Annotated in this window: 9 protein-coding genes; 6 read left to right on the top strand and 3 right to left on the bottom strand. The window is 58.6% G+C overall.

The genetic code is table 11. The features are described 5' to 3' along the window. Nucleotides 1-64 precede the first annotated feature (64 nt). Both ACAW63_RS14200 and ACAW63_RS14205 read right to left on the bottom strand, forming a co-directional pair. Nucleotides 65-2731, bottom strand: coding sequence for a LuxR C-terminal-related transcriptional regulator (locus ACAW63_RS14200; RefSeq protein WP_371234491.1), 2667 nt, complete (start codon nt 2729-2731; stop codon nt 65-67). A gap of 140 nt (nt 2732-2871) precedes the next feature. Further along, complete coding sequence (locus ACAW63_RS14205) at nt 2872-3453, bottom strand: TetR/AcrR family transcriptional regulator (protein ID WP_371234493.1); 582 nt, start codon at nt 3451-3453, stop codon at nt 2872-2874. A 619-nt stretch (nt 3454-4072) separates the two neighbouring features. Here ACAW63_RS14205 and ACAW63_RS14210 point away from each other — a divergent pair. From ACAW63_RS14210 to ACAW63_RS14235, 6 genes are all read left to right on the top strand, one after another. Then, a complete protein-coding gene (locus ACAW63_RS14210; protein WP_371234494.1) occupies nt 4073-4960 on the top strand; it encodes a phytanoyl-CoA dioxygenase family protein in 888 nt (295 codons plus the stop codon). A gap of 227 nt (nt 4961-5187) precedes the next feature. Further along, nucleotides 5188-6168: an aminotransferase class IV gene (locus tag ACAW63_RS14215; protein WP_371234496.1), complete on the top strand. Its 981-nt coding sequence runs from the start codon at nt 5188-5190 to the stop codon at nt 6166-6168. A 311-nt stretch (nt 6169-6479) separates the two neighbouring features. Continuing rightward, nucleotides 6480-7844, top strand: a complete 1365-nt coding sequence (locus ACAW63_RS14220; RefSeq protein WP_371234498.1) for an NAD(P)/FAD-dependent oxidoreductase — start codon at nt 6480-6482, stop codon at nt 7842-7844. A gap of 164 nt (nt 7845-8008) precedes the next feature. After that, nucleotides 8009-9487, top strand: a complete 1479-nt coding sequence (locus tag ACAW63_RS14225; protein WP_371234500.1) for a flavin monoamine oxidase family protein — start codon at nt 8009-8011, stop codon at nt 9485-9487. A gap of 9 nt (nt 9488-9496) precedes the next feature. Then, complete coding sequence (locus ACAW63_RS14230) at nt 9497-10153, top strand: cytochrome c (protein ID WP_371234502.1); 657 nt, start codon at nt 9497-9499, stop codon at nt 10151-10153. Nucleotides 10154-10188: 35 nt separating this feature from the next. Further along, on the top strand, nt 10189-10851 hold the full coding sequence (locus ACAW63_RS14235) for a hypothetical protein (RefSeq protein WP_371234503.1): 663 nt from the start codon (nt 10189-10191) through the stop codon (nt 10849-10851). Between the two features lie 185 nt (nt 10852-11036). Here ACAW63_RS14235 and ACAW63_RS14240 read toward each other — a convergent pair whose 3' ends face one another. After that, the gene (locus tag ACAW63_RS14240; protein WP_371234505.1) at nt 11037-12104 is read right to left on the bottom strand and encodes an AraC family transcriptional regulator; all 1068 of its coding nucleotides are present in this window, start codon (nt 12102-12104) and stop codon (nt 11037-11039) included. Between the last annotated feature and the right edge of the window lie 8 nt (nt 12105-12112).

Consider the following 12112-nt stretch of genomic DNA (forward strand, 5'->3'; position numbering starts at 1 on the left):
GGGTGGAAATCAGGGTGGAATTTGGGTTGAAGCGGGTGGAGCGGGGCGGCTCTGTCGACCTGCCTCAGTCCACCAGCTTCAGGGTCCGGGCAGCCTGCAATGCGCTGTCGCGGTCAGCAGCATCGAGTTTGCGGAACAGATTGTTGATGTGGGTCTTCACTGTGCTGAGGCTGATGTACAGGCCCTCGGCGATCTGCTGGTTGCCTTGGCCACATGCCATGCGCCGCAGTACGTCCTGTTCGCGGCGGGTGAGCGGCTCAGCCAGCGGCTGCTGAACGACGTCATGGCGCAGCCCGCGCAGCAGGCGCGCCAAGCGCTCGGGAGACGGCAGCGGCGGCTCCAGGCCGAGCTGGCGGCGGGTTTGTGGGTTGAGCAACTGTCGGAACAGCTCGTCGAGCCGGCGTCCCTCGAGCTGCATCAGTTGCCCGTAGCCGTGCCGTGCCGCCAGTTGCAGGGCCTGCTCCAGACTACCCAGCGCCGCTGTCTGCTGGCCGCTGTCGCGGTGGAGGGTGGCGTCGAGCAGGAACAGGTCGAGGCGCAGGCGCTGAAGGTGCTCGGCCTCGGCCAGCTCGTGCAGGTTGTCGGCGATCTGCCGCGCGCTGGCGTGCTGGCCCAGATGGCGCTGGACCCAGGCATAGGCCAGCCATTCCTCGGGCATCAGCTCGGCACCGTAGCGGCGGCGGCATCCGTGCCACTCTTCGAGCCAGGCGAGGATGAAGTCCTCGTCGTGTTCGCAGCTGGCCAGTCGGACCCGGTAGGCGCCGATCTGCCGGTACAGGGCGAACAGCTTGAACTGTCTTGCCAGTCTACGGGCCTCATCCCAGCGGGATCGGGCCGGCTCCATCTCGCCCTGGGCCAGCAGTCGACAGGCCTGGAAGTGGAGTACCCAGGGCAGGCCGGCGCTGTGCGGAAAGGCCAGCGCAATGGCTTCGGCCTGGCTGAGGCGCTGGGCGGCCTGCTCCAGATGGTTCTGTTCGAGCAGGACAATGCCTTGGCCCAGTTGCTGGAACAGGTCGTAGAAGGAGCCTGATGCGCCGGGCGGTGAGTGGAGGCCGAGGAAGCGCGCGCCGGCTTTTTCGACCTCCCCTTGGGCTAGCTCCATCTGGCCGAGCAGAAGCTGCAGCATGTTCGTGTAGCCGCTGAATCCCAGTGTCTCCAGTTCGGCAAGGGCCTGACTCGCCGCGAACCTGGCCTCACCGGCGCGACCCAGGGAGAACAGGCAGATGGCGCTGTTGAACTGGAGGACCGCGGTGGCCGCGCTGGGGGTGGGATATTGCTGCAGGGCGCGATCGACCAGACGCAGGCCGTACTCGAAGTTGCCACCCAGCGCCGCCAGGCGGCTGCGCAGGAAGGCGAGCGTCTGGTGAACACGCTCCGGGCGCCGCTCGGGTACCTCGTGACGGCGGATCAGGCGTTGCAGCCGCTGTAGGCAGGAGCTCGCATGGGTGATGTCGTTGGTGACTATCACGGTGCTCGCTTCGGTAACGGCCAGGGTGAAATGCTCGGGTGCATTCTCACCCGGCACGTTGGCGAGGAAGTCGACGATCCTGTTCACTTGCCCTTCGCGCAGCAGGTCGAAACAGTGTTGCTCGAGCGCCGCCAGCAGGCGGTTGAAGTCCCGGGCACGGCCGAGCTGATAGACGGCCTCGGTGTAATGGCGTTGGCTGAGCAGCCAGTCGGCAGCTTGCAGGTGCAACTGGTTGAGCAGGTTCGGGTCCTGCTGGTGGAGTGACTGATAGAGCGTACGGCGCAGCAGTGGATGGAGGCGGAGCGCCAGTCGTTCGCCCTGTTGCTGCTGGATGAACAGGTCCTGGCGCTGCAACTGGCGGATCAGTTGGTCGGCGTTAGTCTGGCCGCCGATGTAGGCCGCCAGGTTGGAGTCGAACGCGCTGAGCACGGACAGGCGGGAAAGAAAGCGCAGCAGTGGCGGCGGCAGTCGTTGCAGGACCTCCTCATGGAAGAACCGGGCAACGTGTTCGAAGGCATGCTGCGACAGGAAGGACGCGGCTTCGGTCGAGTTGAAGTCGGACAATCTTGCGCCCGAGTAGGTGCCGAGACCAAACAGGACGCCGCTGGCCCAGCCTTCGCTATCGGCCCGTAGCAGATACACGAGATCGCTGTTCAGGCTTTGCCCCCGGACGCTCGCCAGCTCCCGGATTTCGCCGCTGTCCAGGACGAGGTCGCTGACGTCCAGTATCTGCAGGCGTTGATCGCGGTGCAGGTGGCTCAGCGCAATGGCGGGCTCCCCTCCACAGGCAGCCACTATGTGGAGGTGCTTCGGCGGGTGGCGAAGCAGTTCCTCGAGGTAACGGCCAGCGGCGCGGGAACGCAGCAGATGAAGGTCGTCCAGGATCAGCGTGAAGCGATCGTCGCGCTCCTCCAGGTGGTTGACGATGGTTGACCAGAGATGTGCTTCATCGGCCCGGCCCGACGTTGAGTCGGGCATGGGCAGTTCAAGCGCATGGCACAACTGCACCAGCAGATTGAGTGGCTGATTGTCGCTGTCATCCAGTCGGTACCAGGCCCAGGGTTGTCCCGAATCACTGAGGTTGAGTGCGTACTGCGCGAGGAGCGTGCTCTTCCCATAGCCCAAAGGCGCTCTGACCAGGCTCAGCAGAGCGCCGCTGTGGGCAGCGTCACCCAGGCGTCTCGACAATGCAGGACGCGGCAGGCTCATGGCTGGCATTTGCGGCGGACGGAGCTTGATGCGCTTGGGTGAAGGCTGCTTCATCTCGGGGGCTCGGCATGCCCATCTGGGCGTGAAGGGATCAATGGATCGATCGTGACACGGTCCGCCGGCTTGTTGCACCGGCCAATACGCGTACGGCGCGTGGCGCCCACAGTTGCAGGAGTGCGATGGTGGTCGTGGGCTCAGTAGCTGGCCACCAACAGCTCCAATGCCTGGCACGCTGTTTCGGTTTCCGCCTCCAGACGCTCCAGGTCGCAATGGGCGGACCAGGAAAGTAGCAGGCCATCGAACAGGTTGATGAACAGGCGGCTGATTGTCGTCAGCGCGGCCTTGTCCAACTGGGAGCCGGAGAATCGCGCGATCGCCTGCTCCGTGGCCTCGCCAGATACCGCGTAGATCTTGCTGGCCATTTCCGGGTTATTGCGCAAGGTCCAGGTGTACAGCTCGAACTGAGCTGTGGCCAGGTCGGGGCGCGCGGCGAACCATCGAACCAACTGACGCAGCATCTGGGCTACGGATTCCGCTGCCGTGGCGCCTGCCGGCACATGCTCCAGGGTGGGTTGGGGCATGTTGATCAGCGACTCGTAGACCGCATAGAACAGCTCGTCCTTGGTATGGAATACGTAGTGCAGCGAGGCGAGCGGAGAGTCTGCAGCCATAGCGATACGTCGAGTTGTCGCATTGGCTACCCCATACTCCGCAATCACCTTCACGGTGGCTTCGATAAAGTCCTGTCTGCGCAGTTCAGCGCCAATTCTGGCCATACGGCTTCTCCTTTACTACGGCATTGCCGCTTGCTACCTGGCTTGGTGTCGGACGCTGCCGCGTGGCTGCCTGCTCACCGAGTCACGACTGCTGCACGAGCGGTGGAACGCTGAAACGTGTCCACGATGCGATCCCGCGCACCATTAAGGTAACGATTGTTTCGTAAATACTCAGTTCGGTGCGCCATGCCGAAACGCGTCGGTGCACGATTTGAGTACGCGAGTATCACTCCCATTGGTTCGGCAAAGGTCCAACTACCTGATTTTCCCGGTGTTGTATCTGCCCCTCTTTTTTGGCACATGATTTGCTTTTGATCAAGCGACTTGTTCATTTGATCATATCTGGTAACTAAAATGCCTGGCATTGCCCAGTGCTTGATTCCAGAACGGTCAGTTGAGCGGCCAGGACCTCCATGAGGTCCTGCAAATTCAAGAAGTCAGCATCGACTTTCATGTTGGCGGTGAGGTGTCCGATGGAGCTCTTTGACGGCGGAATATTTCGGGTGTGTCGGTCTGTCACGGCGCTGGTGATTGCCGGCGAGGACGGAGAGCCAGATTGCACTGCGATGCAGGCTTCTGACGGTATTCACAGGATCAAACCAGATAATGAGGCGTGCAAATGAATACGGAAAAGCTGACGACATTGGATCGCAGTGAGCCAATTGAGCGAGTGGTTGAAGTCATCAGGCGCGATGGCGGTGTGATCATTTCCAACTTCATCTCAGACCATGATCTGGACGTTCTTCGAGGAGAGCTCGACCGTTATCTGAATGAAACGCCTTATGGTGAGGATGCCTATTTTGCGGGTACTCAGACTCGCCGTGTCGCCCGCCTGATCGCGCGAAGCGATGCCGCAGTGAGCGTTGCGCTGAATCCGCTATTTATCGAGTCGGCGAAGATGATTCTGCAAACCCCGACCCATGTATGGAGCGGAACTGAGCGCGTCGAGGTTGCGCCCAATATTCAACTCAGTTTCACCCAGGCTATCCAGATCTGTCCGGGACAGGGCTTGCAGCCGCTGCATCGCGACGATGCCACGTCGCTCTGGCGTCATCCGCAGTACGGCCGCGAGGCCAGGCTGCAAATAATGCTGGCCATTTCCGACTTCACCGAAGAGAACGGGGCTACCCGTGTCATCCCTGGCAGTCACACATGGGACGATGAGCGAATGCCAACTCAGGAAGAAACCGTCCCGGCAGAAATGGCGGCCGGCTCGGCACTTCTATGGATGGGCTCGGTTTATCACGGTGGTGGTGCCAACAAGTCGGATCGTCCGCGAACGGGGCTCTCCATGGCCTATGACCTGGCATTCCTGCGCTCGGAAGAGAACCATCTCCTTTCCATTCCAATCGATCGCGTCCGCCAACTGCCGGAAGAACTGCAGCGTCTGCTCGGCTGGGGTGCCAGCCAGACATTTCTGGGTTGGGTGGAAATCGATGGCCAGATGCGAGAGCCGCGCGACCTCCTCGACATGCCCTCGTTCACGGAAGTAGGGAAAGGATTCTAGGAAGGTCTGGAGAAATGGAGATCGGAGGACGCTGGATCATGAGACCGGCGGAAAGCACCCGATGTACCGACGGTTCCAGGAAGGCGTAGCTCAGGGGAGAGGGGCGTGTCTCGGCTCGTTGCGACGCCCTCTCTCCAGGGCAATTGGCATTGCTCGGTTGGTACGGTCGGAGAGAGGGCGTCACGCCGCACCTGACTTTAATTGGAAATAAACAGTGAGGGTCTACCGTGGAAATTATTCAAGCTGAGCATATTATGCAGAACGATCCAGCTCATATCCGGCTGGAGCACGATCCGAAGTATGCTCACGGATCGGCTTTTATCAATGGCATCTATTGCAGCATAGACGAAGCAGCGATCCCGATTACCGATACTGGCTTTATTCACGCCGATGCGGCCTATGATGTTGTCAGCGCCAGCAAAGGCTTTATTTTTCGACTTGAGGATCACCTCGACCGGTTTGGAAGGGCTTGTGAGAAATTTTTCCTGAACAATCCCTATAGCAAGTCACAAACCGCGGAAATCCTGACCAACCTGGTCAAACTGGCCGGTACCCAAGAGGCTTATATCTGGTGGTGTGTAACGCGCGGTCAGACACCGGAAAATCGCGGCGACCTCAGCGCGTACAAGAACTGTTTCTACGCCTTTGTCGTTCCCTACGCCTATATTGCGAACGATGAGATGCGATCCCGTGGTATCGACCTTATGGTCAGCCAGAAATATATTCGCATCCCGCCCAAAGCGGTGGACCCGACGGCCAAGAACTTCCATTGGATGGATTTGAAGCTTTCGCTGGTTGAGGCGATGCAGAATGGTTGTGACTGGTCTGTGCTGTGCGATGCGGATGGTTATCTGACCGAGGCGCCCGGTTCCAATATATTCTTGATCAAGGACGGTACGTTGTTTACTCCAGACAGTGGCTGTCTGGAGGGAATTACCCGCAAGACCACCCTGGAACTTGCCCAGGAGATCGGTATGCCGACTCGTGTCGAACGGGTGCACGTCGATCAGTTGCATGATGCTGATGAAGCCTTTCTGACCTCAACCGCCGGCGGCATCATGCCGATAAACAGCGTTGATGGAAAACTGCTGGGTGACATGGCCGGGCCAGGCAAACAAGTGACTCAGCTCCATAACCTGTATTGGGAAAAACGCTGGGCTGGCTGGCTGGGTACTCCAGTCAACTATCGCGAGCCGGCGAACATATAAAGCATCTGCTGGGGATGGTCACGACCCCGCCGTCTCATTGTGGTCATCCCCTGTCTTGCGGTTCGGCAGCGCCAAACATTTCCTGGCCGCTTGTGTGCCAAGACCCATGCCGCGCCTTCTGCATTGTCCCCAGCCCTCCCGCCCTCCCGCCCCGCGCCTGCCGATCAGGCGTAGGAGCTCGTTGCTAAAACTGGGCCACAAGGTAGGGTTGCATTTTTGTAACTAATAATTAAATAACAAGTGTTGCGCAAATTGTGGTGCAGCGTTACAGTGCTGTGAAACAACAACTGAACCCGCCCGGAGTGCAGTGCATGAACCGTAGAAATGAACTGGCCGGTAGCGATTTCGGATCGCTGCGGTTTCGCAGCCTTGGCGGGTGGGTGGAGCGACCGGTTGATCAGCAGCCGGAGCTGGAGGGCCATGTCAGCGCCGATGTAATCGTGGTTGGAGCAGGCTTTGCCGGTTTATCCACGGCGCTTGAGCTGACCACTCGCGGCGCGAAAGTCATCGTTCTGGAGCAGGAGTTTGGCGGCTTCGGCGCCAGTGGGCGAAATGCCGGCTATCTGCTTGGCAGCATGGGGATCGAGTTCGAGTTCTTCGTAAGACGCGTCGGTATTGAACATGCGCGGAAGTTCATCCGTTTCTACGACGAGGCTGTGTGCTACGTGGAAAGACGGATGACAGAGTTAGGCATCGACTGCGACTACAACCCTTCCGGTGTCATCCGGGCTGCCGTAGATCCCTCGCAGGAAAAGTGGTTACGCAAGTGCATGGAAGTCGGCCGTGAGCTGGGTTCTGTCACTCGCTTCGTGGACCAGGCCGAAATGCGTGCGCGTGGAATTCCGCCAGCCTTCCTGTTCGGCTCCGAGCAGCGCGGCGGTACGCTGCATCCAGGAAAGTACGTGAGCGGGTTGCGCCGTGCGGCGCTCCAGGCTGGGGTGAAGCTGTACGAAAAAACGCCGCTGCTCTCCTACGGCGAGGGGCCGACCATCACCTGCAAGACCGCTCGCGGTAGCGCAAGCGCACCACTCATGGTGCTGGCGACCAACGCTTACACGCCACAGTTGGGTCTGCTGCGTAACAAGGTTGCGCCGATACGGGTTTCGGCGATCGAAACCCAGCAGCTGTCCTCGAAACAGTTGGCGTCGCTCGGTTGGCACGGCCGAGAGGGAATCATCACCCCGCACCTGACCATGGAGAGTCACCGCCTGACAGCGCACAACACGATGGTGTTGACCGTCAAGAAGCTGAACTATGTCTACGGTTCGAAGACTCCCAACGTGCCGGACAACGGCGCCTATGGCGCATTGGCGCAGACGTTGCGCGAGCGCTTCCCCAACCTGCCGGACCTGGGTATCCAGCACTGCTGGAGCGGATACGTCAGCGTGGCATATGACGCGCTGCCTGTGGTGGGCGTAACCGGGGCGCAACAGAACATCCATTATGTGGCTGGCTGCTCGGGACACGGTCTCGCCACCCATTCGTTCATGGGGCAGTTACTTGCCGAGAGAATCAACGGTGTCGAGAACCCACTCCTGACGGCATTGCACCACAAGACGCCTTCCATGCTGCCGGAGCCATTCCAATGGTGCGCCCTCAAAGCCACTTTTGCGGCGACCAGGAAGTATGACGAATGGACGGACCGCAAAGTTCGTAAAGCCGTTGCTACGAACTAGGTGAGAGTGCCGCTCTGGTGCAGTAAACCTTGAAGGTATGAGTGCCAATTTGAAAGAGACTCTCGAGAACTCTTTCTTTGGATTGTCATGTTGGGATCGCAATTACCGTGGTCCGAAGTTCTTCTTGGCTAGAACATTAATAATAATTACCTGAGGTGATGAAAATGGCTCGAAATCCCACATCCGACACCCAGTTGGATTCAAAACGCAGGCAACTATTGAAACTTGCCGGAGCCTCGGTGGCGGTGGGAAGTTTGGGCCTGAAGATTGGGTTGGCGAATGCGGACACTTCCACCAGTGATGCGGGGGACGTCCTGGATGTCGCCATCATCGGAGCCGGCCTGTCCGGATTGACCGCTGCCCGGGACCTGCTCTCGGTGGGCAACCAGTCCTTCGTGGTCCTGGAGGCCAGGGATCGGGTAGGAGGGCGGACCCTCAACTTCAACACCGACGGCGGCTATATATCCGAAGTTGGTGGGCAATGGATTGGACCCGGTCAAACCGCTGTTGCAGACCTGGCGCGACAGCTTGAGATCGGCACTTTCCCTTCGTACTACGAAGGAAGCTCAGTCATTCTGGCCGGGGATGGGCGACTCGAGATCGACTTCCATGGCGGCATGGGTACCGACCTGCCCGTGGCTGACAAGTTGAGCGAGATGTCTCGCAACGTACCTTCGGGTGCCCCCTGGAAATCCTCCAAGGCTGCGGAGTGGGACAAGCTCTCGGTCGGGGACTGGCTGGCCCAGCAAAACATCAAGCCGGAGAACCGGTTGGGCTGGGATATGACCGTGACGATCAGTGGCGGTGTTCCAGTGCAGAAAATGGGCCTCCTGCATTATCTGTCCATGATCAATTCAGCCAATTGCGATTTTGAAACCCTCGATTCGATGAAGGACAGCGCACAAGGCACGCGGCTTGTGGGTGGCTCGCAGATACTCAGTATCAAGATGGCCGAGTTGCTCGGCGATAAAGTGCGTCTGCAGTGCCCGGTTCGAAAGATTTCCAATTGGGATGGAGAGGTTGTCAGCCTGCATACGGATCAGGGGCTGGTACGTGCACGCAAGGTCATCGTGGCCATCCACCCGGCACTGTGTAACCAGGTGCAATTCGAGCCTGCCCTTCCTGCCGCGCGCGCTGCGCTGCAGCGTGCATGGCCTGCGCACTCTCCGGGACGCAAGGCTGCCATGGTGTATTCCCGTCCGTTCTGGCGGGAAAAAGGACTGAATGGACAAGTCATGATGTCGGAGGGCCCCATTGCCTGGGCTTATGACAATTCGCCGCCCAATGGTGAGATCGGCATCATCAATGCCTTCCTTTCAAACGCCAATGTGCCTTCGGATCTCGAGTCCGCCAAACGCGTCATGGTGGATGTCCTGGTTCGAGCCTTTGGGGACGAAGCCCGCCAGCCTTTGCAATATCACGACCGCGATTGGAAGTTTGCCGATCCCTGGACGATCACCTGCGTGTCAGCCATCCCTCCCGGCTTCTGGAGCACCCATGGCGAAGCGCTGCGCCCGCAATGCGGCAACCTGTTCTGGTCCGGTACTGAAACCGCGGATATCTGGGCGGGCTACATGGACGGCGCCGTGCGCTCCGGTCACCACAGCGCATTGCAGGTGCTCAATGCCCTGCGTCGGGCGTAGGAGAGAATGATGAAGAAGATAATCGCGCTGGGTGTCGTCGTAGTCATCGCCGGGCTCGTGATTGCGTACGGTCGGGAGGGCCTTGATCTCTATCGCCTGATGAGTTTCATGAACACCTCTTCCGAGGCCAGGGACGCCGACGAGGGCCACTGGCCGCGTCTGACCGAGGTCTGTGTCGGCTGTCATGGTCGTCAAGGGCACTCGCTGAATCAGAACTATCCGAATCTGGCAGGACAACCAGCGCCCTACGTGGCGGCACAACTCAAACGGTTTGTCAGTGGAGAGCGCGCCAGTCCGACGATGGCACCGTTGGCAATGAGCTTTTCCGACACCGAGATCAAATTCTTGTCGGAGTACTTCGCCAGGCAATCCGCCGTAAAAAACGTGACCTTCAAGCCGGATGCCGCTCTCCAGGCAAAAGGAGAAAAGCTGGCGAAGGCTGGCGGATGCGTCGCTTGTCACGGCGAAGGCCTGATGGGGCACGATCAATTTCCTCGCTTGGCCGGGCAGGGGCACGACTATCTGCTGAGGCAGCTGAATGATTTTGCCCAGGGCGCGCGTAAGGATCCGTCGGGCTCGATGACGGCCGTTGTCTCGACGTTGTCCGAGGATGATCGCAAGGCGCTGGCCGAATATCTTGCGGCACTCGCTCCTTTGGCGAAGTGATGTCTTAAGCTCAATATTTGATAGAGGCTGCCATTATGGAAGTCAGAGATGTATGTGCGCTCGTTTCGTGTATTGTGTTGGCACTCTCCGGGTGGATCTATGGTGCAAAGTTCTTTAAGCAAAAGAACTATCTTCTAGGTTTGGAGTTGTGGATCGTTGGCTTCTCTGCCACGAATTTCTGCATATTTATTGCGACTGGATCTGAGTTCAATCTAGGTATTTCGCTTTATCTCGATTCATTTTCCCGTAGTTTCGGTATGCCGATTATTGCCGTTCTCGGCTTGATGGCGGTCACCCATAATTATAGGCCGTCAGCCATCAAAGAGGTCATGCTGTTCGCGGCTGCATTTGCCGGCACATTCGTCGTATTCCTGGCTCACTTCCTTGATGAGGTGCGCCCGTACTTCTACGTGATCATGTGGTCGGGCTACACGATTTTTCTTTTCTACTTCGTCTTGCAACTGGCGCGTGCCGGAGAGACCTTGCACGCACTGGCTACTGCAGGGGGGGGCGCTGTAGCACTGGCTGTGGCAATCACATATGACTTCTTCCCGATCCCGGGTGACGATACTCATATGATTTTCATGACCTGGGCTTTCATCACCTGGTCTTATGGCGCGATTCAATTGTATTACGCCTATGTTGCACTGGCGCGTGCGACGGGAACTTCTTCTCAATCGCTTGCGCTTGCTCGCTAGTCGGCCCGCTACCAATGGTGGATATGGCATAGCAGTGGACGATTACTCCATGGTGGGCTGAAGGCCTACTCTTTTACCGCCCTACGGGGCGGTTTTTTTATGAGCTTGGTTGGATGTTCCCGTCCGATGTTTAGCTCGATAGCCGTCTGCAGATTTGTCGAATACCACCTGAAGGGGACTGGGGGTCAGTTCTGTATCCGGGGACGATTGTTGCGCAGCAGCCGAGGTTGCCTTTTGATGCCGCGTTTCTCTTGCCATTCCAATGGACTTATTCCGAACCATCGGTTGAACGCACGATTCAATCCGCTGGGGTTCGAATAACCTAGTAGCCCGGACATCTGCGCGATGCTGATCGCAGGGTTTTCGAGGTACTGACCCGCCATTTCCTGGCGGGTCTCATCCAGAAGCTGCTGGAAGGATGTGCCTTCCTGTGCCAGCCAGTGTTGCAGCGTGCGTGGCTGGATAGCCAGGCACGCGGCGATTTTCTCCGTAGTCGTACGCCCGCCGGGTAGCAGATGACGCAGCAGTTGCTTGACGTAGATGGGTAACTCATCGGCCGCCAGGCGTTCGATCTTGCTCATGTGTTCGGCTATCAATCTGTGAAGCGTTTCGTTTGCCGAACTCAAGGGCAGTGAAAGATCTGATGCGTCGAACTCCATTTCGGAGCGGGGAGCGCCAAAAGTTGGCAGTTGGCCGAGAGCCTGCAAATAGCTTGGCTCGGGCTGGAGCGGTAAATGCCGAATTCGGATTGCCTTGGGTTGCCAGTTTTTGCCGACAAGGGTCCGCATCAACTGCAATCCGATCCCACACGACGATTCCTCGACCTGGCGTAGTCCGGGGGTGTCGCGTTCTATCGGGCTATAGCTAAGCACTGCTCGCCCATCTTCGATTTCGAGCCCTATTTCGGCGTCGTTGAAGTACAGCGAATAGCTTGCTTGCAGCTCGGTCAGGGCATCCCCTACCGTTTTAGCGTTTCGTATCAGATAAAACAGGTCACCGAAGACATCGACTCCTTGATAGAGCCCGTACTGCAGGCCAAACAAGGCATTGCCGGAGTACAGCGCGCACAGCTCAAGCAGTCCGCAGAATCTGCGGTAGGAGAGGAGTCCTTCCTGCCGTCGCAGGATTTCCTGTGGCAATGACGCGCGTCGAAGCATTTCAACCGGATTGAGGCCCTGGCGGGAGGTGAACTCCTCGAAGCCTGTGAGGCTGATGGCTCGAATCAACGGAGTGAACGGCATGTTTTTGTGCATTCTGGATA

It is taken from the genome of Pseudomonas sp. QE6, from assembly GCF_041379005.1.
GTDB lineage: Bacteria > Pseudomonadota > Gammaproteobacteria > Pseudomonadales > Pseudomonadaceae > Pseudomonas.

Coding starts and splice junctions, on each gene's coding strand:
- ACAW63_RS14200 (WP_371234491.1), bottom strand. CDS start 2,731: ATGAAGCAGCCTTCACCCAAGCGCATCAAGCTCCGTCCGCCGCAAATG.
- ACAW63_RS14205 (WP_371234493.1), bottom strand. CDS start 3,453: ATGGCCAGAATTGGCGCTGAACTGCGCAGACAGGACTTTATCGAAGCC.
- ACAW63_RS14210 (WP_371234494.1), top strand. CDS start 4,073: ATGAATACGGAAAAGCTGACGACATTGGATCGCAGTGAGCCAATTGAG.
- ACAW63_RS14220 (WP_371234498.1), top strand. CDS start 6,480: ATGAACCGTAGAAATGAACTGGCCGGTAGCGATTTCGGATCGCTGCGG.
- ACAW63_RS14225 (WP_371234500.1), top strand. CDS start 8,009: ATGGCTCGAAATCCCACATCCGACACCCAGTTGGATTCAAAACGCAGG.
- ACAW63_RS14230 (WP_371234502.1), top strand. CDS start 9,497: ATGAAGAAGATAATCGCGCTGGGTGTCGTCGTAGTCATCGCCGGGCTC.
- ACAW63_RS14235 (WP_371234503.1), top strand. CDS start 10,189: ATGGAAGTCAGAGATGTATGTGCGCTCGTTTCGTGTATTGTGTTGGCA.
- ACAW63_RS14240 (WP_371234505.1), bottom strand. CDS start 12,104: ATGCACAAAAACATGCCGTTCACTCCGTTGATTCGAGCCATCAGCCTC.